Genomic DNA, 26,350 nt, shown 5'->3' with positions numbered 1-26,350 from the left:
TCTAAATGAGTGGCCGGATTATAGCCAAGCATTTGTCCGGGAGAATATGGCGTAGGTGGGCATTTTTGTGCTCAGCACATCCATGTGCTTCACCCCTTCGGGGCTTGCGCGCAAAAACGCTCCCGGCGTTTTTGTGGCCTGCCGTCCCTGGCGGCCACCGACCGGCGTCATGTGCCCTGGCGGCGATCAGCCTTCGCCGCGTTCGCGGGCGATGGCGCGGTAGCCGATGTCGTGGCGGTGGAACATGCCGTTCCAGCGGATCTTCTCGGCCAGGCGGTAGGCCTGCTGTTGGGCATCGGCGACGCTGGCGCCGATGGCGGTGGCGCAGAGTACGCGACCGCCGGCGGTGACGATCTGGCCATCCTTCAGCGCGGTACCGGCGTGGAACACCTTGCCGTCGAGCTTGGCGGCCTCGTCCAGACCCTCGATCACCTCGCCCTTGGCGTAGTCGCCGGGGTAGCCGCCGGCGGCCAGCACCACACCCACGGTGGGGCGCGGATCCCAGGTCGCCTCGACCTTGTCCAGCGCCTTGGCCAGCGCGGCCTCGACCAGCAGCACCAGGGAGCTTTCCAGGCGGCACATGATCGGCTGGGTTTCCGGGTCGCCGAAGCGGCAGTTGAACTCGATGACCTTCGGCGCGCCGGCCTTGTCGATCATCAGCCCGGCGTAGAGGAAGCCGGTGTAAACGTTGCCTTCGCTGGCCATGCCGCGCACGGTGGGGTAGATCACCTCGTCCATCACCCGTTGGTGCACCTCGGCGGTGACCACCGGCGCGGGGGAGTAGGCGCCCATGCCGCCGGTATTCGGGCCGGTATCGGCGTCGCCGACGCGCTTGTGATCCTGGCTGGTGGCCATCGGCAGCACGTTCTCGCCGTCGACCATAACGATGAAGGAGGCTTCCTCGCCGTCGAGGAACTCTTCGATCACCACGCGCGAACCGGCGTCGCCGAAGGCGTTGCCGGCGAGCATGTCGCGCACGGCGGCTTCGGCTTCTTCGAGGGTCATGGCGACGATCACGCCCTTGCCCGCGGCCAGGCCGTCGGCCTTGATCACGATGGGCGCGCCTTTCTCGCGCAGGTAGGCCAGCGCCGGTTCGATCTCGGTGAAGTTCTGGTAATCGGCGGTGGGGATCTGGTGCCGCGCCAGGAAGTCCTTGGTGAAGGCCTTGGAGCCTTCCAGCTGGGCGGCGGCGGCGGTGGGGCCGAAGATGTCCAGGTCGCGCGAGCGGAACAGATCGACCACGCCCTTCACCAGCGGCGCTTCCGGCCCGACGATGGTCAGTTGCACGTTCTGCTCGGCAAAGTCGGCCAGCTGCTCGATGGCCAGCACGTCGATGCTCACGTTCTCGCACTTGGCTTCCACCGCGGTGCCGGCGTTGCCGGGGGCGACGAAGACTTTCTCGACGCGCGGATCCTGCGCCACTTTCCAGGCCAGGGCGTGTTCGCGACCGCCGCTGCCGATGATCAGTACGTTCATGTATCTCTCCCAATGGAGGCGGGCCGGTGGCCCGTTTGGTGGATAGGAAAAGCGCTATCCACCCTACGAAAATCTTGCTTCTAGCAATCTATCGGGCCGTGATGGAGCTGGTGGATGCTAGGCGCGGATGGCTTCGATAAGCGCAGTTGCCGACTGGCAATGAGCATTAGCGAAGTCGTCCGCAACAACGCAGACGCCTGCTTCAGCGCGGCCGCGCCACTTAGTGGCGGAAGTGGCGCATGCCGGTAAATACCATCGCGATTCCAGCCTCGTCGGCCGCGGCGATCACTTCGTTGTCGCGCATCGAGCCGCCCGGCTGGATCACGGCGGTGATGCCGGCCTTGGCGGCGTTGTCGATGCCGTCGCGGAAGGGGAAGAAGGCGTCCGAGGCCATCACCGCGCCCGGAACGGGCAGGCCGGCGTGCTCGGCCTTGATCGCGGCGATGCGCGCGGAGTTGACGCGGCTCATCTGGCCGGCGCCGACGCCCACGGTCTGGCGGTTCTTGGCGTAGACGATGGCGTTGGATTTGACGAACTTGGCCACTTTCCAGGCGAAGATCAGGTCGTGGATTTCCTGCTCGCTCGGTGCGCGCTGGGTGACGATCTTCAGGTCGCTTGCGGCGATCATGCCGATATCGCGGCTCTGTACCAGCAGGCCGCCGTTGACCCGCTTGAAGTCCCAGCCGGTGGCACGTTCGGCCGGCCACTGGCCGCACTCGAGCAGGCGCACGTTGGCCTTGGCGGCCACCACTTCACGGGCCTCAGCAGAAATTTGGGGGGCGATAATCACTTCGACGAACTGACGCTCGACGATCGTTTTAGCGGTTTCGCCATCCAGCTCGCGGTTGAAGGCGATGATGCCGCCGAAGGCGGATTCGGTGTCGGTGGCGTAGGCCAGGTCGTAGGCCTTGCGGATGCCGCCTTCGTCTTCCGGAACCACGGCCACGCCGCAGGGGTTGGCGTGCTTGACGATGACGCAGGCCGGCTTGACGAAGCTCTTCACGCATTCCAGTGCGGCGTCGGTGTCGGCCACGTTGTTGAACGACAGTTCCTTGCCCTGCAGCTGGATCGCGGTGGAAACGCTGGCCTCGCCCTTCTTCGCCTCGACGTAGAACGCCGCGCTCTGGTGCGGGTTTTCGCCGTAGCGCATTTCCTGGGCCTTGACGAACTGGCTGTTGAAGGTGCGCGGGAAGGCGCCACGGCCTTCGGTGGACAGAGTGTCGCGGGCCTGGTCGATGGTGCCCAGGTAGTTGGCGATCATGCCGTCGTAGGCGGCGGTATGCTCGAAGGCCTTGAGCGCCAGGTCGAAGCGCTGGGCGTAGGTCAGGCCGCCGGCGTTCAGGGCTTCGACTATGCCGGCGTAGTCGCCGGTATTGACCACGATAGCCACGTCTTTGTGGTTCTTCGCGGCGCTACGGACCATGGTCGGGCCGCCGATATCGATGTTCTCGATGGCGTCGGCCAGGTCGCAATCGGGCTTGGCCACGGTGGCTTCGAAGGGGTACAGGTTGACCGCCACCAGGTCGATCGGCTTGATGCCGTGCTCGTCCATCACCGCACCGTCGAGGGCGCGACGGCCGAGGATGCCGCCGTGGATCTTCGGGTGCAGGGTCTTCACCCGGCCGTCCATCATTTCCGGGAAGCCGGTGTAGTCGGCAACCTCGACCGCGGCCACGCCGTTGTCCTTGAGCAGCTTGTAGGTGCCGCCGGTGGAGAGGATCTCGACACCGAGGGCGGCCAGTTCGCGGGCGAACTCGAGGATGCCGGTCTTGTCGGAGACGCTGATCAGGGCGCGGCGAACGGGGAGGCGGGTGGTCTGGTCGGTCATGGCAAAGTCCATCGGAACAGGAAAACAGTGAAAAAAGGCGGCACTCGGCCGCCCTTTCCCGGGGATTCGCTTACAGCAGGTCGTACTGCTTGAGCTTCTTGCGCAGCGTGCCGCGGTTCAGGCCGAGCAGCTCGGAGGCCTTGGTCTGGTTACCTTTCACGTAATTCATGACGGTTTCCAGCAGCGGCGCTTCCACTTCGGTGAGCACCAGGTTGTACACATCGGTGACGTCCGCGCCCTCGAGATGGGCGAAATAGTTGTGCAGCGCCTTCTCCACGGCGCCACGCAGGGTCTGGCCCTCGTCGCTCGGCGTGTTCAGGTGCTGTTTAAGGCTGGTGTTGTCACTCACGGGTGCGGTTCCACTCACTAAGGTCTCTGTCATCAACGTCATGCGGCCACCTCGTTTCCATCGTTGTGCCGTTCGCGGAAAAACGCGCGAACCTGGGCGCACTGTGCGTCCGTACTGTCCAGACGGTTGAATTGGGCGCGAAACTCCCTGGCGCCCGGCAGGGTTGCGAGATACCAGCCGACATGCTTGCGGGCGATGCGCACGCCCATCAGGTCGCCATAGAAGGCGTGCAGTGCGGCCAGGTGTTCCAGCAGGATGCGTTCCACTTCGAGCAGGCTCGGCGCCGGGAGGCTTTCGCCGGTGCGCAGGTAATGCTCGATCTCGCGGAATATCCACGGCCGGCCCTGAGCGGCGCGACCGATCAGCAAGGCATCGGCGCCGGTGGCGTCGAGCACGGTGCGGGCTTTTTGCGGCGAGTCGATGTCGCCGTTGGCGAACACCGGGATCGATACCGCCTGCTTGATGGCGGCGATGGTGTCGTACTCGGCTTCGCCGGTATAGAGGTCGGCGCGGGTGCGGCCATGCACGGCGAGGGCGGTGATGCCGGCATCCTCGGCGATCTTCGCTACGGTGATGCCGTTCTTGTTCTGCCGGTCCCAGCCGGTGCGGATCTTCAGGGTCACCGGCACGTCCACCGCGCCGACCACCGCCTCGAGGATCTCGCGCACCAGCGGCTCGTCGCGCAGCAGGGCCGAGCCGGCGGCCTTGTTGCAGACCTTCTTGGCCGGGCAGCCCATGTTGATGTCGATGATCTGCGCGCCCAGCTCGACGTTCCTGCGCGCGGCTTCGGCGAGCATCTGCGGGTCGCCGCCGGCGATCTGCACCGAACGCGGCTCGGGGTCGCCGGCATGCAGCAGGCGCAGGCTGGACTTGCGGCTGTTCCACAGGCGCACATCGCTGGTGACCATCTCCGACACCACCAGGCCGGCGCCGAGGCGGCGGCACAGCTGGCGGAACGGGCGATCGGTGACGCCGGCCATGGGGGCCAGGATCAACCGATTGGGCAATGTGTAGGGGCCGATACGTGGGGCCGACATGGGGCGTCCCTGCTTGTTGGTTCGCAGTTGAGACAATGGGGCGATCAACAGCTGTCCTCCACGGTTTCCGCAGGGGAAACAATGGTGGGCCTGTGCTCGCAAAAGGGTGGGCATGATACCCGCTCTGGATGACCGGATAAAGGCTGTTTTGAACAAATTCTGAACAGCTATGGGCTTATCGCCAAGAGTTCGATAGGCGGCCTGCGGCCAGTTGTCGCGCCACCTGCAGGCTATTCCGGGGAGTGGAAACTGAGGCTGTAGTTCACCGCGCGGGTGCCCGGGTCGAGGATGTCCAGGGAGATATGGATCGGCGTCTGCGGCGGCATTTCGCTCTGCCCGGCCAGCTCGCCGGCGAGGTATTCGCTGGGCTTGAAGCGGCGACTGGCCACCAGTTGTCCGCCGAGGTCGGCGAAGCGCATTTCCAGCAGCGGGAAGGGTTGGGCGAAGGGCGCACGGTTGTAGAGGATTGCATCGACGATCAGCGCACCGGAGAACTCCGGGTGGCTGCGCACCACCAGGTTGCTGCTGCGGATCTGGCTGATATCGACCTTCGACGGCAACTCGCAACCGACGTTCGGGCAGAGCTGCTCGAACCAGGGGCGGTAGCGGTCCTGGCGCGCCAGCTCGTCGAAGTTGTAGGCGGCGTATTGCGCCAGCAGACCGCCGGCCGCCAGCAGGTTGAGCAGGCCCCAGCCGAACAGGCGCCCCCAGGCGATGCCCTGTGGCTGGCGCCAGTCGAGCTGCAGGGGTTCGTCATCCAGTTCGAACAGGCGTTCTTCGCGCAGGCCCGGCTCGCTGCGCGCCGCCCTGGGTTCTTCGCGCTCGCTGCGCAGGTCTTCATCCTGTCGCTCTTGCTCGTCCGGTTCGTCATCGAGGCTACCCAGGCGCGGTTCGCTCGGTTCGTCGAGCTCGTCGGCGCTGGGCTGCTGGTTGCGGGGCGTGACGGGGGCGGCGAATTCGCTGGCTGCTTTGGGCTCAGCGGCGGCGGACTCAGGCTGCTCTTCGGTAGGTTGCAGTGCGAAGCTATCGCGCTCGCGTTCTACCGGCTCGTCACGCAGCAGGGCTTCGGCCCAGGCCTCGTCGTGCGGCGCGTCGCGGCCCGGCCGCTGGTCGCTGGCGAAGCCTTCGCTGTAGCGCGGGGCGCGCTCCAGGGCGAGGAACTGCTGCGACAGTTGCTGTTCCTGTTGCTCCAGCTTGGCCAGTTCCTCGTCCAGATCGAGATCGTCCAGGTCGAGGTCGTCGTGAATCCACAGGGTGTCGTCGGCGGCCTTGGCCGGTTTGCCGGCGGCCGCTGGCTGTGGTTTGCCGGCTGCTGCCGACGGGGCGGTCGTGGGCGCAGCGCCGGGCGTGCCGAACAACTGCTGCGCGGCGTTGAACACGTGCAGGCAGGCCCCGCAGCGCACCGCGCCATGGGCGGCAGCCAGCTGCGCCTGGCTGACGCGGAAGCTGGTGCGGCAATGGGGGCACTGGGTGACGTGGCTTTCGCTCATGCGCGGGTCCGATAACTCGAGGCGGTTAGTCTAACTGAGGTGAGGCTTCTGTAGGTTGGGTTGAGGCGCGAAGCGATGAAGCCCAACGAGCGATGGCGGACGCAACGCCGAAACCAGACCGGGCATCGGCGATTTTGGGCTGTCGGGCGGAGCACGGTGTGCTTCCCGTTGGGCTTCGCTGCGCTCAGCGCCAACCTACCAGCGCTTGACGCCGCTGATGCGCACCCAGCCGTCCTTTTCCGCCGTGGGATCCAGAGCGAAGGCGCCGGCGTAGGCGGCGCGCACTTCCTCGGCCTGCTCGGCGAGGATGCCCGACAGCGCCAGGCGCCCGCCCGGCTTGACCAGCGCGCCGATCTGCGGCGCCAGCGAGACCAGCGGGCCGGCGAGGATATTGGCCACCACCACGTCGGCCGGCTGCTGCGGCAGGTCGGCGGGCAGATAGACCGGGAAGCGCGCCGGATCGATGCCGTTGCGCGAAGCGTTGTCGCGCGAGGCCTCCAGCGCCTGCGGGTCGATATCGGTACCGACCGCCTGCGGCGCGCCGAGCAGCAGCGCGGCGATGGCCAGGATGCCCGAGCCGCAGCCGAAATCCAGCACGCTGCAGTTGTCCAGAGTCTGGCCGTCCAGCCATTCCAGGCACAGCGCGGTGGTCGGGTGGGTGCCGGTGCCGAAGGCCAGGCCCGGATCGAGCAGCAGGTTGACCGCCTCCGGCTCCGGCGCGGCATGCCAGCTCGGCACTATCCACAGGCGTTGGCCGAAGCGCATCGGCTGGAAGCCGTCCATCCAGCTGCGCTCCCAGTCCTGGTCCTCGATGCGTTCGACCTGGTGTTCCGGCAGGGCGCCGCCGCACAGCAGCTGCAGGTGGGCGAGCAGCGCGGTCTCGTCGGTGTCGGCCTCGAACAGGGCGAGCAGGTGGGTGTGCGACCACAGCGGGGTGGTGCCCAGGTCCGGCTCGAAGATCGGCTGGTCTTCAGCGTCCATAAAGGTCACCGACACGGCGCCGACGTCGAGCAGGGCGTCCTCGTAGGTCTCCGCCTGCTCCGGCGTGATGGCGAGACGGACTTGTAACCAGGGCATGGGCAACCTCATGAACGATGCGGCGGGGCGTTTGGCCGCGCAGCTTACTTGAACGGATGGGCGGGCTGCCAGTTCGGCCGCCGGCCGGAAACGACAAGGGCCGCCAGATGGCAGCCCTTGTCGGTGCAGCAGACCTAAGTCTCAGTGCTTGTCCATACCCAGTTTCTTTTCCAGGTAGTGGATGTTCACGCCACCCTTGACGAAACCCTTGTCGCGGGTCAGGTCGCGGTGCAGCGGCACGTTGGTCTTGATGCCGTCGACCACGATCTCGTCGAGGGCGTTGCGCATGCGCGCCATGGCCTCGTCGCGGTCCTTGCCGAAGGTGATCAGCTTGCCGATCAGCGAGTCGTAGTGCGGCGGCACGCTGTAGCCGCTGTACAGGTGCGAGTCGACGCGCACGCCGTTGCCGCCCGGAGCATGGAAATGCTTGACCTTGCCGGGGCTGGGCATGAAGTTGTCCGGATCTTCGGCGTTGATCCGGCACTCGATGGAGTGACCGAGGATCTTCACGTCTTCCTGCTTGATCGACAGCTTGTTGCCGGCGGCGATGCTGAGCATCTCCTTGACGATGTCGATGCCGGTGACCATCTCGGTGACCGGGTGCTCGACCTGCACGCGGGTGTTCATCTCGATGAAGTAGAAGCGGCCGTCTTCGTAGAGGAACTCGAAGGTGCCGGCGCCGCGGTAGCCGATCTCGACGCAGGCATCGACGCAGCGCTTGAGCACTTCGGCGCGGGCCTTCTCGTCGATCAGCGGAGCCGGGGCCTCTTCGATCACCTTCTGGTGGCGACGCTGCAGCGAGCAGTCGCGGTCGTACAGGTGAATGGCGTTGCCCTGGCCGTCGGACAGTACCTGGACTTCGACGTGACGCGGGTTGCCGAGGAATTTTTCCAGGTAGACCATCGGGTTGCCGAACGCCGCGCCGGCTTCGGTGCGGGTCAGCTTGGCCGACTTGATCAGGTCTTCTTCCTTGTGCACCACGCGCATGCCGCGACCGCCGCCGCCGCCGGCGGCCTTGATGATCACCGGGTAGCCCACTTCACGGGCGATGCGCAGGGCTTCTTCCTCGTCTTCCGGCAGCGGGCCGTCGGAGCCGGGCACCACCGGCACGCCGGACTTGATCATGGCGTCCTTGGCCGACACCTTGTCGCCCATCAGGCGGATCACGTCGGCTTTCGGGCCGATGAAGGCGAAGCCGGAGTTCTCCACCTGTTCGGCGAAGTCGGCGTTCTCGGCGAGGAAGCCGTAGCCCGGGTGGATCGCCGTGGCGCCGGTGACTTCGGCGGCGCTGATGATGGCCGGGATGTTCAGGTAGGACTTTGCGCCAGGGGCTGGACCAATGCAGACGGACTCGTCGGCCAGGCCCAGGTGCATCAGTTCACGGTCGGCGGTGGAATGCACGGCCACCGTCTTGATGCCCAGCTCCTTGCAGGCGCGCAGGATGCGCAGGGCGATTTCGCCTCGGTTGGCGATCAGGACTTTTTCCAGCTTCTGCATTGCAGGCTCCCCGTGCATCAAACGATGGTGAACAGGGGCTGGTCGTACTCAACCGGCTGGCCGTTTTCCACCAGGATGGACTCGATCACGCCGCTGGCTTCGGCCTCGATGTGGTTCATCATCTTCATGGCTTCGACGATGCACAGGATGTCGCCTTTCTTCACGCTCTGACCGACTTCGACGAAGTTGGCCGAGGTCGGCGAGGCGGCGCGGTAGAAGGTGCCGACCATCGGCGAGCGGGCCACGCTGCCGTTCAGCTTCGGCGCGGCGGCCGGGGCGGCCTCGGTGGCGGGAGCGGCGGCTACCGGGGCGGCGGCCGGCGCCGGGGCCTGGGCGTAGACCGGTTGCGGCGCGTAGGCCGGCTGCTTGCTGTGGCGGCTGATGCGTACGGACTCTTCGCCCTCTTTGATCTCCAGCTCGTCGATACCGGATTCTTCCAGCAGCTCGATCAGTTTCTTGACTTTACGGATATCCATAGCGATTCAACTCCCGGTGAGGTCAGGGTCGTTTAGTTTCAAGTTGTTCTAGCGCGGCCTCCAGGGCCAGCCGGTAACCGCTGGCGCCAAGGCCGCAGATCACCCCCACCGCAACGTCGGAGAAGTAGGAGTGATGGCGGAATGGTTCACGTTTGTGCACGTTGGACAGGTGCACTTCGATGAATGGGATGCTCACCGCCAGCAACGCGTCACGTAATGCGACGCTGGTATGGGTAAAAGCGGCGGGATTGATCAGGATAAAGTCGACACCTTCGCCTTTCGCCGCGTGAATCCGCTCGATCAGCTCGTACTCGGCGTTGCTCTGCAGGTACAGCAGGTGGTGGCCGGCGTCGCGGGCGCGGCGTTCCAGATCCTGGTTGATCTCGGCCAGGGTGGTGGCGCCGTATTTGTCGGGCTCGCGGGTGCCCAGCAGGTTGAGGTTGGGGCCGTGCAGCACCAGTAGGGTGGCCATGGTCGCGTTCCTTGTTGTTCGAGCTGCGCAGGACTATGCCGCAGCTGGCCCGATGTCAGCAATAGCCGACACGATGCCCGGCGTTTGCGGCAAAAATATGACTATAGCGGTGGTTTCGGTCGTTGCCAGGCTGAGCTGGGCGCCTAGCGCGCGCTGGCCTGATCCAGGCGGGCGGCGAAGCTGGCGGCATCGACCTCACCTACGACACGCAGATCGAGCCATTCGTCACCGTTGCCGGCGAACAATTGAATCGCCGGCGGGCCGAACAGCTGGTAACGGTCGAGCAGGGCGCGCTGCGCCGCGTTGCTCTCGGTGATGTCGAAGCGGATCAGACGCCAGTCGCCGAGCTTGCTGCCCACTTCGACCGAGCCGAACACCTCGCGTTCGATCACCTTGCAGCTGATGCACCAGTCGGCGTACCAGTCCAGCAGCAGCGGCTGGCCGGCGGCCTTGGCCTCGGCCAGCGCGGCGTCCAGTTCGGCCGGGCTGCTCAGGGTCAGCCAGGCGCCGCCCTTGGCGCTCGCCGCGCCGGCGCCGGCCTGCAGCTGGCCGAGCGGCTTGAGCGGATCGCTCGCCCCCTGCAGGGCGCCGACCCAGCTGGCCAGGGCGTAGACCAGCAGGGCCAGGCCGGCGATCTGGCCGAGCTTCTGCCGGTGGGTCTTGGGGCCGAACTCCAGGGCGCCGAGAAACACCGCCACGCCGCCGGCCAGCAGGCCCCACAGCGCCAGGCTGAGGCTGCCCGGCAGCACCCGTTCGAGCAGCCATACCGAGACCGCCAGCAGCAGCACGCCGAAGGCGTTGCGCACGCTGACCATCCAGGTGCCGCTCTTCGGCAGCAGGGCGCCGCCGCCGACGGCGAACAGCACCAGCGGGGTGCCCATGCCCAGGCCCAGGGCGAGCAGCTTGAGACCGCCGCCGAGGGCGTCGCCGCTGGCGCTGATATAGAGCAGGGCGCCGGCCAGCGGCGCCGACACGCAGGGGCTGACCAGCAGGCTGGAGAGCACGCCGAGCAGCGCGGCATTGAGGTGCGAGCCGCCGTGGGTCTTGCCCGCCAGACGGTCCAGCGGCTCGCTGATCACGCGCGGCAGACGCAGTTCGAACAGGCCGAACATGGCCAGGGCGAACAGCGCGAAGAAGGCGGCGAAGGGCACCAGCACCCAGGCCGATTGCAGCCGCGCCTGCAGGTTGAGGCCGGCGCCGAACAGCCCCATCAGGGTGCCGAGCAGGGCGAAGCAGGCGGCCATCGGCACCACGTAGGCCAGCGACAGGGTCAGGCTGCGCAGGCCGCCGAGCTGGCCGCGCAGCACCACGCCGGAGAGGATCGGCAGCATCGGCAGCACGCAGGGGGTGAAGGTCAGCGCCAGGCCGCCGAGGAAGAACAGCGCCAGCTCCTGCCAGTTCCAGCCCGCGGCCGGCGTGCTGGCGGGGCTGGCGGGTGTGGCAGCGGCGGGCAGCTCGCCGATCTCGATAAATTCGCTTTCCGGCGGATAGCACAGGCCCTTGTCGGCGCAGCCCTGGTAGCCGACCTGCAGGCGCAACGGACGATTGTCCGGGTTGGCCAGCGGCAGGCGGATATCCAGCACGCCGTAGTAGACCTCGACGTCGCCGAAGTACTCGTCGTGCTTGGCCTGGCCCGGCGGCAGTTCGGCCTGGCCGAGCGCGAGATCGCCTGGCTCGACGCTGAAGTTGAAGCGGTGGCGGTAGAGGTAATAGCCCTCGGCGGCGACGAAGCGCAGGGTCAGCGCCTCGGCGTCGCTGCTCACCAGGCTCAGCTTGAACGCCTCGCGCACCGGCAGGAAATCGCCGCTGTTGTTCAGCGTGGCGCCGATGGGCGCGGCGGCGGGGCGTTGATCGAACAGGCCGGCGGCGGCCGGGAAAACGAGCAGCAACAGAAGCAGGGGCAACAGACGGCGCATGGTGGACTCGCACGACGGACTCGCCGGCATCATACCCAAGTTGGCGCCCAGGCCCCAGGCGACGTGGTGGCGCAGGGTGTCAGCGGATATTGCCGGGGGACCAGTGGCATGTCGCCGGCTAGCCCAGTCCCAGCGCGTTCCAAACCTTGTGCGCGCTGTGATGCAGGATGCCGTGGCGGCGGGCCAGGACGGCGCGATCCTTGGCGTAGCCGCCGCCGATCACGCCGAGCACCGGGATGTCGCGGCCCAGGCAGTGCTGCAGCACCGCCTCGTCGCGCGCGGCGAGGCCGGCGTCGGTGAGCTGCAGATGGCCGAGGGCATCGTCCTGGTGCACGTCGACGCCGGCGTCGTAGAGCACCAGGTCCGGCTGGTACAGCGGCAGCAGGTAGTTCAGCGTGTCGTCCACCACTCGCAGGTAGTCGGCGTCGCCCATGCCGCGCGGCAAGGGGATGTCCCAGTCGCTCTGCGCCTTGCGCGCCGGGAAGTTCTGCGCGCAGTGCAACGACACGGTCACCGCCTGGTCGCAGTCGGCCAGCAGCCGCGCGGTGCCGTCGCCCTGGTGCACGTCGCAGTCGAAGATCAGCACCCGCTGCACCCGCCCGGCTGCCAGCAGGTAGCGGGCGATCACCGCCAGGTCGTTGAAGATGCAGAAGCCGGAGGGGAAGTCGTAGTGGGCGTGGTGGGTGCCGCCGGCCAGGTGGCAGGCCAGGCCGTGCTGCAGCGCCAGCTCGGCGGTCAGCAGCGAGCCGCCCACGGCGCGCACCGTGCGCCGCGCCAGCGCCTCGCTCCAGGGCAGGCCGAGGCGGCGCTGCTCCTCGTGCGCCAGCTCGCCGGCCATGTAGCGGGCGATATAGTCCGGGCAGTGGGCCAGGGCGAGGATGTCCGCCGGGCAGAGCGCGGGGCGCTGCAGCTGGGCGTCGCTGGTCAGGCCGCTGGCGATCAGGTGATCGCGCAGCAGGCTGAATTTTTCCATGGGGAAACGGTGCCCGGCGGGGAAGGGCGGGCTGTAGTCCTCGTGGTAGACCAGCGGTAGCGGCATAGAATAGGCATCAGCGAATCGAGCGGCCGAGTATGGCCGCAGCCTTCCTCCCTACTCAAGCGAGCCGCCATGCCGCCTATCGAGACCCACAGCCCGCGCCTGCTGCTGCGCGCCTGGCGCGACGCCGACCTGCCGGTTTTCGCCGCGCTGAATGCCGATGCCGAGGTGATGCGCCACTTTCCCGCACCGCTGGACGCCGCGCAGAGCGCGCAGCTGCTGGCGCGCATCCGCGCGCATTTCGACGCGCATGGCTATGGCTTCTGGGCGCTGGAGCGGCGCGACACGGGCGAACTGATCGGTGTCACCGGCCTGGCCCAGGTCGGCTTCGAAGCGCCTTTCGTGCCTGCCGTGGAAATCGGCTGGCGCCTGGCCCGCGCCCACTGGCGTCAGGGCTATGCCCGCGAGGCGGCGCGCGCGGCGCTGGCGCTGGCCTTCGAGCGGCTCGGCCTGGAGCAGGTGGTGAGCTTTACCGTGCCGGCCAATCTGCCGTCGCAGGCGGTGATGCGCGCCATCGGCATGCAGCGCGATATGGCCGGCGATTTCCGCCATCCGCAGCTGCCGGCCGGCCATCCGCTGCAGCCCCATGTGCTTTACCGCATCCGCCGCGCGCAGTGGGAGGCCGCGCGATGAACGGGGTGCTCGCCTATCACCAACTCAGCAAGCATGCGCCCGAACGTTTCGCCCCGGGGCCGGGGCAGCTGGACTGGGCGACCCAGCCGGCGCCGTTTCGCCGCTATGCGGGCTCGCCGCTGATCGAGCTGTTCCACCGCCCGCTGGAGGAGTCACCGGCCTATGACGCGGCATTCGCCGGGGCGCAGACGCCGCCCGCGCTGCTGGATCGCGCCAGCGTCGCGCAACTGCTCTACGACAGCCTGGCCATTTCCGCCTGGAAGGAGGCCGGCGGCAGCCGCTGGGCGCTGCGGGTCAATCCCTCGTCCGGCAACCTGCATCCGACCGAGGCCTATCTGCTGCTGCCGCCCGGCGCGCTCGATGAGCACGGCTTGCTGGCGCATTACGCGCCGGATCTGCACGGCCTGGAAGTGCGCGCCGAGCTGCCGGAGGCGCTGGGCAAGCGGCTGGCCGCAGCGTTGCCGGCCGGCGGTTTTCTCCTCGGCCTGGCCAGCATCCCCTGGCGCGAGGCGTGGAAATACGGCGAGCGCGCCTACCGCTACTGCCAGCACGACCTCGGCCACGCGCTGGCGGCCCTGGCCATCGCCGCCGGCGTGCAGGGCTGGCAGGTACGGCTGCTGCGCGGCGTGGCGGAGACGCGGCTCGACGGCCTGCTGGGGCTGGATCGCAGCGGCTTTCACGAGGCGGAATACGGCGACTGTCTGCTGTGGATAGGCCCGGCGCAGCAGGCCGAATTCCACTTGCCCGAGGCTCTGCTCGATGACCTGGCGCAGCTGCAACTGCAGGGCTCGCCCAATCGCCTGTCACGCGACTATCGCCACTGGCCGGAGTTGCAGCGGGTACATGCCTTGTGCCGGGCGCCGGCGTTGCCGCCCGTGGCCTGGAGTGCCGAGGCGGCCGCCGTGCGTGGGGACAATCCGGGTCTGCCGCTACGGCCGCTCCTGCACCGGCGGCGCAGCGCGCAGGCCATGGACGGGCGCAGCGGCATCCAGGCTGCACTGCTGCTGGCCTGGCTGCGCCGCCTGCTGCCGGCGCAGTCGCCGCTGCCCTTCGCGCTTACTGGCGAGCCGCCGGCCATCGACCTGCTGCTGTTCGTCCATCGCGTGCAGGGCCTGGCGCCGGGGCTGTACTGGCTGGATCGCACGGGCGGCGGGGGGCAGGCGCTGCGCGAGGACTATCTGTGGCAACGGGTGGACGACGAGTTGCCGCTGTACCGCCTGCTCGAAGGCGATGCCCGCGGCCTGGCGGGCTTTCTGAGTTGCGGCCAGGACATCGCCGCCGACGGCTGCCTGGCCCTGGCCATGCTGGCGCGGCTGGAGGATGCCCTGACAGATGGCGCCTGGCGCTATCCCAGGCTCTACTGGGAGTGCGGGCAGATCGGCCAGCTGCTCTATCTGGAGGCCGAGGCGGCCGGGCTGTCGGCCACCGGCATCGGCTGCTATTTCGACGATGCCTTGCAGGAATTGCTCGGCGCTGCCGACAGCGGCTGGCAAAGCCTTTACCATTTCACCCTTGGCCGCGCCGTATGGGACGAACGCCTGACCTCCCTGCCGGCCTACCCGCAACCCCGTATTCCCCCTGTGCAAGGAGAGACCCCATGACCCAGGTGCTCGACGATCTGGTGGCGCTGCTCAGCCTGGAGCAGATCGAGGAAAACCTATTCCGCGGGCGCAGCCAGGACCTGGGTTTCCGCCAGCTGTTCGGCGGCCAGGTGCTCGGCCAGTGCATCTCCGCGGCCAGCCAGACGGTGGCCGCCGAGCGCCATGTGCATTCGATGCACGGCTACTTCCTGCGCCCCGGCGACGCCACGCTGCCGGTGGTCTACCAGGTCGAGCGCACCCGCGACGGCGGCAGCTTCAGCACCCGCCGCGTGGTGGCGGTGCAGAAGGGCCAGCCGATCTTCTTCTGCAGCGCCTCGTTCCAGTACGACGAGGAGGGCTTCCACCACCAGAGTGCGATGCCCGAGGTGCCCGGTCCCGAAGGGCTGAAGTCGGAAACCGAGTTGGCGCGGATGGTCGCCTCGATGATTCCCGAACGTCTGCGCGAGCGAATGATCAGCGACAAGCCGATCGAGATCCGCCCGGTGACCCTGATCAATCCCTTCGCCCCGCAGCCCTGCGAGCCGGTCAAGTACGTGTGGTTCCGCGCCGCTGGCGCGCTGCCGGACGACCCGCAGCTGCACAAGTACCTGCTGGCCTACGCCAGCGACTTCAACCTGCTCACCACCTCGATGCAGCCGCATGGCGTGTCGGTGTTCCAGAAGTTCATGCAGGTCGCCAGCCTCGACCATTCGCTGTGGTTCCATCGCAACCTGCGGATGGACGACTGGCTGCTGTACGCCATGGACAGCCCCTGGGCCGGCAACGCGCGCGGCTTCTCCCGCGCCAGCATCTACAACCGCCAGGGCGAGCTGGTGGCCTCGGCCGCCCAGGAAGGCCTGACCCGCGTGCGGGAAGACTGGAAATGAGGCAGCTGGCGACGGCGCGCCACTGGGTGTTCGACATGGACGGCACCCTGACCCTGGCGGTGCACGACTTCCCGGCGATCAAGCGCGCGCTGGGTATTCCCCAGGACGACGACATCCTCCATCATCTGGCGGCGTTGCCGGCAGACGAAGCCGCGCAGAAGCACGCCTGGTTGCTCGAGCACGAGCGCGAACTGGCGGTGGCCTCGCGACCGGCGCCGGGGGCCATCGATCTGGTGCGCGCGCTGTGCGAGCGCGGCTGCCGGCTCGGCATCCTCACCCGCAACGCCCATGAGCTGGCGCTGTTGACCTTGCAGGCCATCGGCCTGGACGACTGTTTCGCCGACGCAGACATCCTCGGCCGCGACGAGGCGCCGCCCAAGCCGCATCCCGGCGGGTTGCTGCACCTGGCCGAGCGCTGGGCGGTGGCGCCGCGTGAGCTGGTGATGGTCGGCGACTACCGCTTCGACCTGGAATGCGCCCAGGCCGCCGGTGCGCGCGCGGTGCTGGTCAACCTGCCGGACAACCCCTGGCCCGAGTTGACCGGGCTGCATGCGCGCGATTGCGCGGAGCTGCTGGCGCACCTCGGCCCTTAGCCTCGCGTAGGGTGCGCTGCGTGCGCCTCCACGTTGCGTCTCCTGCATTCCGACGTGCGTTCGGCCGCAGTTTTGGCCGGAACGTCGCTTTAGTCATGGTCTGAATCCTGATTCACTGATGTTCTGTGAATCAGGACTCAGACCATGGCTTACCGTCCCAGCGAAGCGCGGCTCGACCGCGATCAGGCGTTGCGTCGACGCATCCTCGTCTGTGCCCTGCAGCGGGTGGTCGATGGCGGGTTCGCCGCCTTGACCATGCAGGCGCTGGCCGAAGACGTCGGCATCGCCACCGGCAGCCTGTACCGGCATTTCCGCAGCAAGGGCGAACTGGCTGCCGAGGTGTTCGCCGACGCCAGCCAGCGCGAGGTCGATGCCCTGGCCGCCACCCTGCGCGCGCCGGGCGGCGCGCCGCAGCGCCTGCGCGCCGGCCTCGAACAGTTCGCCGCGCGCGCCTGGCACAGCCGCCGCCTGGCCTTCGCCCTGATCGCCGAGCCGGTCGACCCCGAAGTGGACGAGCAGCGCCTGCTGTACCGCGAGGCCTATGCCGAACTCTTTACCGATCTGCTCGAGGAGGGCGTGCGCCGCGGCGAATTTCGCCTCGAGCAGGTCGGCCTGGTCGCCGCCTGCCTGGTCGGCGCCATCGCCGAGGCCCTGGTCGGCCCGCTCTCTCCCCCGGCCCGCGCCGCCCGTGCGGCGGGCCACCCCACCCTGGAGTTGGCCGACGTCAGCGCCAGCCTGGTCACCTTCTGTCTGCGCGCCGTCGGCGCCGAGGAACTGCCGCGATGAAACCCAGCCTGCACGCCGAAACCCACGAGGTGTTCAACCAGGTACCGAGCCTGGACGGCGCCAACCTCTATCGCCTCGACCTGCCGCTGCAGGAGTGGATTCGCCGCTATGACGGCGGCTGGGCCGAACAGCGCCTGCACGCCTACGGCGCGCTGGCCGGCGGCGCACTGATGCAGGCCGGCTTCCTCGCCAACGAGAACAAGCCGGTGTTCAAGAGCCATGACCGCTACGGCAACCGCGTCGATCTGGTGGAGTTTCATCCGGCCTACCACGAGTTGATGCGCACCGCGGTCGAGCACGGCCTGCCCTCGCTGCCCTGGACCGACCCGCGCGCCGGCGCCCATGTCGCCCGTGCCGGGCTGACCTACCTGCACAGCCAGGCCGAAGCGGCCAGCGGCTGCCCGTTGACCATGACCTTCGCCGCCGTGCCGGCCATCCGCCTGCAACCGAACGTGGCCGAGCAGTGGCTGCCGAAGATCCTTTCCAGCCAGTACGACCCGCGCAACCTGCCGATGGAGCAGAAGAGCGGCGTCACCATCGGCATGGCCATGACCGAGAAACAGGGCGGCACCGACGTGCGCGCCAACACCACCCGCGCCTACCCGGTCGGCAGCGGCGGGCCGGGGCAGGCCTACGAACTGGTCGGGCACAAGTGGTTCTGCTCGGCGCCGATGTGCGACGCCTTCCTCACCCTGGCGCAGACCGACAAGGGCCTGTCCTGCTTCCTGCTGCCGCGCCACCGCCCGGACGGCACGCGCAACCAGTTCTATATCCAGCGCCTGAAGAACAAGCTGGGCAACTGGGCCAACGCCTCCAGCGAGGTGGAGTACCGCGGCGCCTTCGCCTGGATGCTCGGCGAGGAGGGGCGCGGCGTGCCGACCATCATCGAGATGGTGGCCATGACCCGCTTCGACTGCATGGTCGGCTCCAGCAGCCTGATGCGCCAGGCGCTGACCCAGGCCGCGCACCACTGCGCGCATCGCCAGGTGGGTGGCAAGCTGCTCGCCGACCAGCCGCTGATGCAGAACGTGCTGGCCGACCTGGCGCTGGAAAGCGAGGCGGCGCTGGCCTTGTCCATGCGCATGGGCCGCGCGCTGGATCACCTGCATGACGAGCAGGAAGACAAGTTCGCCCGCCTGGTCACCGCCGTCGGCAAGTACTGGATCTGCAAGCGCGCGCCGGAGATGGTCTACGAGGCCAGCGAATGCATGGGCGGCGCCGGCTACGTTGAGGAAACCATCCTGCCGCGCCTGTATCGCGAGGCGCCGGTCAACTCGATCTGGGAGGGCTCGGGCAACGTGCAATGCCTGGACGTGCTGCGCGCCCTGTCCAAGGAGCCCGGCGTGCTCGGTGCGCTGTTCGCCGAGCTGGGCGACGGCCACGGCGATGCGCGGCTGAAGGCGCATATCCAGCGCTTGAAGGCCGATTTTGCGGATACCGCCGATATCCAGTACCGCGCCCGCCAGCTCACCGAGGACGTGGCCGTGGCGCTGCAGGCCAAGCTGCTGCTGGAGGCCGGAAACAGCGTGGTGAGCGACGCCTTTATCGCCAGCCGCCTGGAAGGCCGCGGCCGCGTCTACGGCACCCTGCCGCGCGGCGTCGACGTCGAAGCACTGCTGGCGCGCAGCATGCCGCAGCTGATCTAAGGCATGAACATGCACGCCAGTCTCTTTGAACGGTTACGGGCCTGGCTGGCCGGTGACATCGGTGCCGATTACGGCATTTCCCAGCTGCAGGCTGCAGCCGGGGTGGCGGGCTTCAGCAGTCAGCCGCCGGCCGTGCACTTCAATCCGCTCGGCGGTGTGCATGGCGGCTACACCGCCACGCTGTTCGATGCGGCGCTGGGGCTGGCGGTGTACTCGCAGGCCAGCGCCGAGGAGGTCTATGTGACCGCCAGCCTGCAGGTGAATTACCTGCGCCCAATCGGCCCGGCGGCCTTGCCGCTACGTACCGAAGCCCGCGTGCTGCAGCGCGACGGGCGACAGGTCGCGGTGCAGGCCACGCTGCACGACGCTCAGGGGCAGCTGTGTGCCAACGCCAGTGGCCTTTTCACCTGCTTGCGTCATACGGCCTAAGACGCCGGGCACTGTCTTTTGTCCGTGCCGCCGGGTAAGGTGGCCGCCGATGGTTCCGGCCCCAGGGTCGGATGAAAAGGGAACAGGGTGCGGCGCATGTCGCCAATGCCCTGGCTGCCCCCGCAACTGTAAGCGGCGAACGACGCCCATATGCCACTGGCCCACCGGCCGGGAAGGCGGGCGAAGGGTCGAGCCGCGAGCCAGGAGACCTGCCATCGCCGTCGGGCGCTTGCGCCCATCCCCTCCATCCGGATCGTCGCGCGGTGGGCGCGACCAAGGAACCCTTATGCATATCGAACCCGGCGTCGTCGAAGGCGCCAAGATCCTGCTCAGCTACGCCACGGCCGTCGCCGGCTTCGGCCTGACCGCCCAACTCGCCCGCGATGCCATCCGCGACAACGGTGGGGCGGTCGCCCTGGCGCTGCGCAGCCTGTTGACCACCGCCCTGGTGTTCTGCTTCTTCGAGGTCTTGCCGCATCACCCGGTGGGTGTCTCGGAGGTGCACCTGATCCTCGGCTCGACCCTGTTGCTGCTGTTCGGCGCCGGCGCCGCGGCCATCGGCCTGGCCGCCGGCCTGTTGTTGCAGGGGCTGCTGTTCGCCCAGTTCGACCTGCCGCAGTACGGCATGAACGTCACCACCCTGCTGCTGCCGCTGTGGGGCATCCAGCTGCTGGCCAAGCGCATTGTCGCGCCGGGCACCGCCTACGTGGATCTCTCCTACAAGCAGGCGCTGGCGCTGTCGACCGCCTACCAGGGCGGCATCGTCGCCTGGGTGGCGTTCTGGGCTTTCTACGGCCAGGGTTTCGCCGCGGATAACCTGGCCGCGGTGGGCAGCTTCGGCCTGGCCTATATGAGCGTGATCCTGGTCGAGCCGCTGATCGATCTGGGCGTGCTGGCCGCGGCCAAGGCGCTGGCGCGTTTCAGCCAGGGCCCGCTGTTCAACGTGCGCCTGCACCAGGCCGCCTGACCCGCAGCGCTACTGGCGGCGCTGCCAGATCATCTTGCCGGTATTGCTCTCGGTGACCAGGTAGGGGTCGCTGAAGCGATAGTAAGCGGCGGGCTGGTAGTCGGCGGCGCCGTCCAGGCGCACCAGCAGCACGCCGTTGTCGCTGCGCCAGCGGCCGCGGTATTGCAGCTCGCCCGGGCTGTTGAAGCTCCAGTCGCTGCCGCCGCCGGCCGCCAGGCTCCACTGCGCGACGCTGCCGTCGGCGCCCAGCTGCAGGGTCAGCAGGGTGGAAAACGAGGCGAAGTTGGCGCCGCCGCTGTTGATCTGCTTCTCGTGGATCCAGGTGCCGATCAGCGCCGGATCCAGGCGCTCCGCTGCAGTCGGCGCGCTGGCCGGCGCGCCGCGCTGGAACAGCGCCTGGCGCTCCAGCACCTGGCCGTTGCGCGGGTCGCGCGCGGCGATGCTGACGTTGAGCATGGCGTTGGCGTAGGTGGCGTTCATGTTGGCGATCAGCAGCCCGGACTGCGGGTCGCTGATCTCGGCGCGCAGCAGCTGGCCGTCGTAATGACCCTTGAGGTTCAGGCGCAGGCGCTGGTTTTCCACGTATTGCCCCTCCACCGACTGACCCTGGCTGCGCAGGATCAGCTCGGCCGGCTGGCCGTCGAGGTTGGCGTGGTAGTGGCCGTCCAGCTCGCCGGCGAGCAGGACGGGAGCGAGCAGGGGCAACAGGAGCAGGCTGAGCAGGCGTGGCATGGGGCGACCCTCGGGCAGGCGCTATGCGGCTAAGCCTAGTCGCTTGACCGCGGGGCCGCCCCAGGCTTGCAGACTGTCCCGGTCGCCTACTCTGGAGCACCGCCATGAACCGTCGCCAAGCCTTCCACCACGAACTGCAACTGGCCCGTCGCAAGCGCCGCCTGGGCGATGCCGAGGGCGAGCTGCGTCATTTGGAGCGCGCGCATATCCTCGGCCAGCCGAGTGTTCTCCAGCACGGCCTGAGCCACTGGCTGATGCTGCTGTGGGCCTGGCGTCGGCGCGACTGGGCCGAGCTGCTCGCGCAGCTGCTGCGTCTGCCGGGCAGCCTGGGGTCGCTGCTGGGCCTCTATCCGCTGGGCAATCCCGGCACGCGCCGGGTCGGGCCGCTGACGCCGCAGCCCGTGCCGGAGGATCTAGCTCGCCTGCTGCGCTGAGCGCTATGCCTGGCACCGCCGGAACAGGCAAGATAGGGGCGTTCGATCAACCAGGAAGGTGCGCCGTGAAACCCTGTGCCGATGAATTCGTCGTTGCCTTTACCCCGGAAGAGGCGGTCGACCGCCTCGCCGCCCTCCACCAGCAGGCCACCGGCGCCCTCAGCCGGGCGCTGAAGCGCTACCTCAAGGAGCGCATCAAGCCCGACGCCGGCGAGCATTGTCTGTTCCGCTATCCCGAGCTGCGCCTGACCTATCTGTGCCAGGGCGAGGTGCCGACCACCGTGCGCGCCTACGCCAAGGTGCAGGTGCCGGGCACCTACAGCGTCACCGTGACCCAGCCGGCGGCCTTTCGCAAATACCTGCTGGAGCAGCTGCGGCCGCTGATGCACGACTTCACCCTGCGCGTGGAAGTCGGCATGAGCCAGCAGAACATCCCCTATCCCTATGTGGTGGAGCAGGGTGACGAGCTGGCCGGCAGCGGGGTGACCGCCGCCGAGCTGGCGCGGGTGTTCCCCAGCACCGACCTGTCCGCCGCCACCGACGGTACCGCCGACGGCCTGTACGACTGGGAGAACACCGACCCGCTGCCGCTGGCGCTGTTCGACGCGGCGCGGGTGGATTTCTCCCTGCGTCGCCTGGTGCACTACACCGGCAGCGACTGGCGCCACGTGCAGCCGTGGATCCTGCTGACCAACTACCACCGCTACGTCGACCAGTTCATCCGCCACGGCCTGGACATGCTGGTGGGCGACTCGCGCTTCACCCGCCTGGTGCTGCCGGGCAACGTGGTGGTCGAGCGCGGCATGGCCGAAGGCGAGATGCAGGCGATCATCGAGAACGTCATCTGGCACCGCTACCAGATGCCGGCCTACCACCTGCAGGCCGAGGACGGCCACGGCATCACCCTGGTCAATATCGGCGTCGGCCCGTCCAACGCCAAGAACATCACCGACCACCTGGCCGTGCTGCGTCCGCACTGCTGGCTGATGATCGGCCACTGCGGCGGCCTGCGTCAGTCGCAGACCATCGGCGACTACGTGCTGGCCCACGCCTATATGCGCCGCGACGGCATCCTCGATCGCGTGCTGCCGCCGCATATCCCGCTGCCGGCGCTGGCCGAGGTGCAGCAGGCGCTGCAGGAGGCGGCCAAGCTGGTCACCGGCGAGCAGGGCGACGAGCTGAAGAAACGCCTGCGCACCGGCACCGTGCTGACCTACGACGACCGCAACTGGGAGCTGCGCTGGGCCCAGGAGCGGCCGCTGATCAACCTGTCGCGGGCGGTGGCGGTGGACATGGAAAGCGGCACCATCGCGGCGCAGGGTTACCGCCTGCGGGTGCCCTACGGCACGCTGCTGTGCGTGTCGGACAAGCCGCTGCACAGCGAGATCAAGCTGCCCGGCGCGGCCGGCGCCTTCTACGAGCGCGCCGTGACCCAGCACCTGCGCATCGGCATCGCCGCGCTGGAGCTGATGCGCAGCCAGCTCGACTCGCTGCACTCGCGCAAGCTGCGCAGCTTCGACGAGCCGCCGTTTCGCTGATCAGGCGGCTGCGACCTCGTCGCGCAGCAGCTCGGCCAGCGCCAGGCGGTCGATATTGGCACCGCTGAGCACCACCGCCACGCGCTGGCCGGTGTTGCATTCGCGCTCCTGCATCAAGGCGGCCAGGGCGGCGGCGCCGGCGCCCTCGGCGAGGTTGTGGGTGTCCTCGTGATAGGCGCGGATGGCGGCGCGAATCTCCTCATCAGTCACACGCACGATGCGCGCGGCGCCGGCGCGGATCATCTCCAGCGCCAAGGGCTGCGGCTGACGACAGGCCATGCCGTCGGCCAGGGTGTCGGCGCGCTCGGTCTGCACCAGGCGACCCTGCTCGAAACTCTGCGCGTAGGCGTCGGCGCCGCTGGCGACCACGCCGACTATCTCGGTGTCGAGGCCGAGCAGGTCGCGGGTGCGGATCATGCCACAGATGCCCGAGCCGAGGCCGATGGGCACATAGACCCGGCGCAGGTTCGGCAGCGCCTCGAGCAACTCCAGGGCATAGGTGGCCACGCCGCGCACCAGATCCTCGTGCAGTGACGGCACCCAGTGCAGGCCGTCGCGCTCGGCCAGGCGCGCGGCCTCGGCGCGCGCCTCGTCGAAGTCGCGGCCGTGCTCGATCACCTCGGCGCCGAGGGCGCGCATCGCCGCGTTCTTCTCGCGGGCGTTGCCGTGCGGCACCAGGATGCGGATCGCCAGGCCCGCCGCGCGCGCAGCCAGCGCCAGGCTCTGGCCATGGTTGCCGCGGGTGGCGGTGACCAGGCCGCGCACCTGCGGCTCGCGGCGCAGCAGGGCGTCGATATAGACCAGCCCGCCGCGCACCTTGAAGGCGGCGGTGGGGGCGTGGTTCTCATGCTTGACCCACAGCTCGCAACCCGTGCGCTCGCACAGTAGCGGCCAACTCAACTGTGGCGTGGGTGCCATATGGCGATGAACCAGTTGCGCGCTCTGGCGCAGTTGGGCGAGGTCGAACATGGGCGGTGCTCCGGATGGCGTTGACCCCGATGCTAGTGCGGCGGCATTGTATGGGTAAATCTTTATATTGCATGGCAAACAATGTGGCTTCCTGACCTCGGCGACAGCGCCTTACCCACCTACCTGGCATTGGTCGAGGCCATCGCCACGGCCATCGGCCGCGGCGAGCTCAAGCCTGGCGAGCGCCTGCCGCCGCAGCGCCGCCTGGCCTGGACGCTGGGCATCAACCCGAGCACGGTGATGCTCGCCTACCGCGAGGCGGCGCGCCGCCACCTGGTCTCCGGCGAGGTCGGCCGCGGCACCTATGTGCTGGCCGGCAGCCGCGAGGCGAGTCTGTTCCGCCTCAAACAGCCGGCCGCGCAGGGCGAGCTGATCGACCTGTCGACCAACGTGCCGGTGCATGACCCGGACAACCGCGACCTGTCCGCCAGCCTCGCCGCGCTGGCCGCCCGTGGCGAGCTGGACGCGCTGCAGGCCTATCCCTCGGCGGCGCTGGTCGAGCGTGCGCACCTGGCCGGCGCCAGCTGGTTGCGCCGCCGTGGCCTGGAGTTGGCGCCGAACGGCCTGCTGCTCTGCGCCGGCGCCCAGCAGGGCGTGTCGGCGGCGCTGCTGGCGCTGTGCGAGGCCGGCGAGCCGCTGCTGGTGGAGCGCTTCACCGCGCCGGGGATCAAGGCCGCCGCACGGCAGCTGCGCCTGCCGCTGCACGGCGTGGCGATGGACGAACGCGGCATCCTGCCCGACGACCTCGACCGCCAAGCGCGCACCACCGGCGCCCGCGTGGCGGTGCTCACCCCCTGCCTGCAGAACCCCAGCGGCGCCAGCCTGGACGCCGAGCGCCGCGCCGCCATCGCCGAGGTGGCGCGGCGACGCGGCCTGTGGATCGTCGAGGACGACGTCTACGGTGTGCTCGGCGGCGAGGCGCCGCTGGCGGTGCAGCTTGCCGAGCGCTGCCTGCTGATCAGCAGCCTGTCCAAGAGCGTCGCGCCCGGGTTGCGCCTGGGCTTTATCGCGGGGGCGCCGGAATTGCTCGAACGTATCGACCGCGAGGCCCAGGCCACGCGCTGGGCGGTGACGCCGCTGAGCCTGGCGCTGGCCTGCGAGTGGATCGAAAGCGGCGTCGCCGAACGGCGCCTGGCCTGGCAGGTCGACGAGCTGCAGCAGCGTTGGCGCCTGGCCGCGCGTGTGCTCGGGCCGCGCATGCCGCAGGGCAGGGCGGTGGCGCCGCACCTGTGGCTGGATGGCGCGCCGCCCGTCGGCCTGGCCGAGGCCTGCCGGCGCCACGGCGTGGAGGTGGTGCCGGCCGAGGTGTTTGCGGTCGAGGCCAATCCCGGCCATGCGGTGCGCGTCAGCCTCGCGGCGGCCGCCAGCCGTGTGGAACTCAAGCGGGCCCTGGAGGGCATCGTCGCGGCCTGGCCGCTCGCCTGAGCCTCAGCGGCTGGCGTCCAGCACCACGCGGTAGCGTGCCTTGCCGCTGCGCAGGTGGTCGATGGCCGCGTTCACCTGGCTCATGGGGAAGTGCTCGACCTGCGGCAGGATCTGATGCCGCGCGCAGAACTCGAGCATGCTCGCCATGCTCGCTGGCGAGCCCACCGGCGAGCCGGACAGGCTCTTCTGCTGCGGGATCAGGTTGAACACATGCACCGGGATGGCGCTGGGCACTATGCCGACGAAGTGCAGCCGGCCCTTGCTACGCAGGGTTGCGAGCAGGGCGCCCCAGTCGAGGTCGGCGCTGGCGGTGACCAGGAGGAAATCCAGGCTGCCGGCAATCGCCTTCATCGCCGCGCTGTCGGTGGAGGCCACCACCCTGTGCGCGCCCAGGCGCTTGGCTTCGTCCTGCTTGCTCAGCGAGGAGGTGAAGGCGGTCACCTCGCAACCCCAGGCGTTGAGAAAGCGCAGCGCCAGGTGGCCGAGGCCGCCGATGCCGACCACGCCGACGCGGTCGGTGGGCTTGACGTCGAACTCCAGCAGCGGGTTGAACACCGTGGAGCCGGCGCAGAACAACGGGCCGACCAGCGCCGGGTCGAGCCCTGCGGGCAGCGGCACGGCCCAGGCCCAGTGCGAGCGCAGGCGGTCGGCGAAACCGCCATGGCTGCCGATGATGGTCGGCTTCACCGAGCGGCACAGCTGGTGTGAACCCTCCATGCACGAGCCGCAGTGCATGCAGCTGCCCTTGTACCAGCCGATGCCGACCCGTTGGCCGAGCCTCAGGCCGCGCGCCTGATCGCCGAGACGGACGATGGTGCCGACCACCTCGTGGCCGGGGATAAAGGGGTAGCGCGCATTGCCCCACTCGTTGTCGATCATCGACTGGTCGGAGTGGCAGATGCCACAGTACTCCACCGCCACCTCGACCTCCTCGGCACCGAGCGGGCCGGGGTCGTAGCTGTGGCGCTCCAGCGGCGCCCCGGGGGCGGTGGCGGCCCAGCCGCTAAAGGTGGCGAGTTCGGCGCTGCTGCTCATGACTGACTCCTGATTCGGGGGGCGGAATCAGCAGCTTAGTCG

At 68.6% G+C, this 26,350-nt stretch carries 25 protein-coding genes and 1 riboswitch; of the genes, 11 read left to right on the top strand and 14 right to left on the bottom strand.

Going from position 1 to position 26,350, the window contains the following annotated elements; all coding sequences use genetic code 11:
- Window positions 1-186 precede the first annotated feature (186 nt).
- The 11 genes from purD to ACIGKL_RS09730 form a co-directional block, all read right to left on the bottom strand.
- A complete protein-coding gene (gene purD, locus ACIGKL_RS09780; RefSeq protein ID WP_397486463.1) occupies window positions 187-1,476 on the bottom strand; it encodes a phosphoribosylamine--glycine ligase in 1,290 nt (429 codons plus the stop codon).
- A gap of 220 nt (window positions 1,477-1,696) precedes the next feature.
- Complete coding sequence (purH, locus tag ACIGKL_RS09775) at window positions 1,697-3,304, bottom strand: bifunctional phosphoribosylaminoimidazolecarboxamide formyltransferase/IMP cyclohydrolase (protein WP_397486462.1); 1,608 nt, start codon at window positions 3,302-3,304, stop codon at window positions 1,697-1,699.
- Between the two features lie 70 nt (window positions 3,305-3,374).
- On the bottom strand, window positions 3,375-3,695 hold the full coding sequence (gene fis / locus ACIGKL_RS09770; protein WP_397486461.1) for a DNA-binding transcriptional regulator Fis: 321 nt from the start codon (window positions 3,693-3,695) through the stop codon (window positions 3,375-3,377).
- Window positions 3,692-4,690: a tRNA dihydrouridine synthase DusB gene (dusB, locus tag ACIGKL_RS09765; RefSeq protein WP_397486460.1), complete on the bottom strand. Its 999-nt coding sequence runs from the start codon at window positions 4,688-4,690 to the stop codon at window positions 3,692-3,694. Before dusB ends, fis begins: the two co-directional genes overlap by 4 nt.
- A 230-nt stretch (window positions 4,691-4,920) precedes the next feature.
- Entirely contained in the window at window positions 4,921-6,180 is a 1,260-nt protein-coding gene (locus ACIGKL_RS09760; protein WP_397486459.1) for a DUF3426 domain-containing protein, read from the bottom strand.
- A 195-nt stretch (window positions 6,181-6,375) separates the two neighbouring features.
- Window positions 6,376-7,257 (bottom strand): 50S ribosomal protein L11 methyltransferase, encoded by an 882-nt coding sequence (gene prmA / locus ACIGKL_RS09755; protein WP_397486458.1) that lies wholly within the window; start codon window positions 7,255-7,257, stop codon window positions 6,376-6,378.
- A gap of 141 nt (window positions 7,258-7,398) precedes the next feature.
- Complete coding sequence (gene accC / locus ACIGKL_RS09750; protein WP_011920892.1) at window positions 7,399-8,754, bottom strand: acetyl-CoA carboxylase biotin carboxylase subunit; 1,356 nt, start codon at window positions 8,752-8,754, stop codon at window positions 7,399-7,401.
- Between the two features lie 17 nt (window positions 8,755-8,771).
- Window positions 8,772-9,230: an acetyl-CoA carboxylase biotin carboxyl carrier protein gene (gene accB, locus ACIGKL_RS09745; RefSeq protein WP_397486457.1), complete on the bottom strand. Its 459-nt coding sequence runs from the start codon at window positions 9,228-9,230 to the stop codon at window positions 8,772-8,774.
- 22 nt (window positions 9,231-9,252) lie between these two features.
- Window positions 9,253-9,702, bottom strand: coding sequence for a type II 3-dehydroquinate dehydratase (aroQ, locus tag ACIGKL_RS09740; protein WP_021445594.1), 450 nt, complete (start codon window positions 9,700-9,702; stop codon window positions 9,253-9,255).
- Between the two features lie 143 nt (window positions 9,703-9,845).
- Window positions 9,846-11,618, bottom strand: coding sequence for a protein-disulfide reductase DsbD (dsbD, locus tag ACIGKL_RS09735; protein WP_397486456.1), 1,773 nt, complete (start codon window positions 11,616-11,618; stop codon window positions 9,846-9,848).
- Between the two features lie 118 nt (window positions 11,619-11,736).
- Window positions 11,737-12,657, bottom strand: coding sequence for a histone deacetylase (locus ACIGKL_RS09730; RefSeq protein WP_397486455.1), 921 nt, complete (start codon window positions 12,655-12,657; stop codon window positions 11,737-11,739).
- A gap of 69 nt (window positions 12,658-12,726) precedes the next feature.
- On the opposite strand from ACIGKL_RS09730, the gene ACIGKL_RS09725 reads away from it, so the two are divergent.
- From ACIGKL_RS09725 to ACIGKL_RS09690, 8 genes are all read left to right on the top strand, one after another.
- Complete coding sequence (locus ACIGKL_RS09725) at window positions 12,727-13,287, top strand: GNAT family N-acetyltransferase (RefSeq protein WP_397486454.1); 561 nt, start codon at window positions 12,727-12,729, stop codon at window positions 13,285-13,287.
- Entirely contained in the window at window positions 13,284-14,888 is a 1,605-nt protein-coding gene (locus ACIGKL_RS09720; RefSeq protein WP_397486453.1) for a nitroreductase family protein, read from the top strand. The genes ACIGKL_RS09725 and ACIGKL_RS09720 overlap by 4 nt, the downstream gene beginning before the upstream one ends.
- Window positions 14,885-15,754, top strand: a complete 870-nt coding sequence (gene tesB / locus ACIGKL_RS09715) for an acyl-CoA thioesterase II (protein ID WP_397486452.1) — start codon at window positions 14,885-14,887, stop codon at window positions 15,752-15,754. The genes ACIGKL_RS09720 and tesB overlap by 4 nt, the downstream gene beginning before the upstream one ends.
- Complete coding sequence (locus tag ACIGKL_RS09710) at window positions 15,751-16,347, top strand: HAD family hydrolase (RefSeq protein ID WP_397486451.1); 597 nt, start codon at window positions 15,751-15,753, stop codon at window positions 16,345-16,347. Before tesB ends, ACIGKL_RS09710 begins: the two co-directional genes overlap by 4 nt.
- A 144-nt stretch (window positions 16,348-16,491) precedes the next feature.
- Window positions 16,492-17,133 (top strand): TetR/AcrR family transcriptional regulator, encoded by a 642-nt coding sequence (locus ACIGKL_RS09705; protein WP_397486450.1) that lies wholly within the window; start codon window positions 16,492-16,494, stop codon window positions 17,131-17,133.
- Window positions 17,130-18,779, top strand: coding sequence for an acyl-CoA dehydrogenase family protein (locus tag ACIGKL_RS09700; protein WP_397486449.1), 1,650 nt, complete (start codon window positions 17,130-17,132; stop codon window positions 18,777-18,779). Before ACIGKL_RS09705 ends, ACIGKL_RS09700 begins: the two co-directional genes overlap by 4 nt.
- Window positions 18,780-18,782: 3 nt before the next feature.
- Window positions 18,783-19,208 (top strand): PaaI family thioesterase, encoded by a 426-nt coding sequence (locus ACIGKL_RS09695; RefSeq protein ID WP_397486448.1) that lies wholly within the window; start codon window positions 18,783-18,785, stop codon window positions 19,206-19,208.
- A gap of 33 nt (window positions 19,209-19,241) precedes the next feature.
- Window positions 19,242-19,440, top strand: a riboswitch (cobalamin riboswitch).
- A gap of 54 nt (window positions 19,441-19,494) precedes the next feature.
- The gene (locus ACIGKL_RS09690; protein ID WP_397486447.1) at window positions 19,495-20,175 is read left to right on the top strand and encodes an energy-coupling factor ABC transporter permease; all 681 of its coding nucleotides are present in this window, start codon (window positions 19,495-19,497) and stop codon (window positions 20,173-20,175) included.
- A gap of 9 nt (window positions 20,176-20,184) precedes the next feature.
- Here ACIGKL_RS09690 and ACIGKL_RS09685 read toward each other — a convergent pair whose 3' ends face one another.
- Entirely contained in the window at window positions 20,185-20,907 is a 723-nt protein-coding gene (locus ACIGKL_RS09685) for a hypothetical protein (RefSeq protein WP_397486446.1), read from the bottom strand.
- 104 nt (window positions 20,908-21,011) lie between these two features.
- Between ACIGKL_RS09685 and ACIGKL_RS09680 the strand changes: the two genes are divergently transcribed.
- Window positions 21,012-21,341: a DUF3703 domain-containing protein gene (locus ACIGKL_RS09680; RefSeq protein WP_397486445.1), complete on the top strand. Its 330-nt coding sequence runs from the start codon at window positions 21,012-21,014 to the stop codon at window positions 21,339-21,341.
- Window positions 21,342-21,406: 65 nt separating this feature from the next.
- On the top strand, window positions 21,407-22,879 hold the full coding sequence (gene amn, locus ACIGKL_RS09675) for an AMP nucleosidase (protein ID WP_397486444.1): 1,473 nt from the start codon (window positions 21,407-21,409) through the stop codon (window positions 22,877-22,879).
- Here amn and ACIGKL_RS09670 read toward each other — a convergent pair whose 3' ends face one another.
- Entirely contained in the window at window positions 22,880-23,848 is a 969-nt protein-coding gene (locus ACIGKL_RS09670; RefSeq protein ID WP_397486443.1) for a threonine dehydratase, read from the bottom strand.
- Between the two features lie 81 nt (window positions 23,849-23,929).
- Between ACIGKL_RS09670 and ACIGKL_RS09665 the strand changes: the two genes are divergently transcribed.
- Window positions 23,930-25,273, top strand: a complete 1,344-nt coding sequence (locus ACIGKL_RS09665) for a PLP-dependent aminotransferase family protein (protein ID WP_397486442.1) — start codon at window positions 23,930-23,932, stop codon at window positions 25,271-25,273.
- 3 nt (window positions 25,274-25,276) lie between these two features.
- Here ACIGKL_RS09665 and ACIGKL_RS09660 read toward each other — a convergent pair whose 3' ends face one another.
- Complete coding sequence (locus ACIGKL_RS09660; protein WP_397486441.1) at window positions 25,277-26,308, bottom strand: NAD(P)-dependent alcohol dehydrogenase; 1,032 nt, start codon at window positions 26,306-26,308, stop codon at window positions 25,277-25,279.
- Window positions 26,309-26,350: the final 42 nt, after the last annotated feature.

Origin of the sequence: Pseudomonas sp. NPDC077186, from assembly GCF_044543505.1 — a bacterium.
Taxonomy (GTDB): Bacteria; Pseudomonadota; Gammaproteobacteria; order Pseudomonadales; family Pseudomonadaceae; genus Aquipseudomonas.
This window is presented reverse-complemented; position numbering and strand designations above follow the sequence as displayed.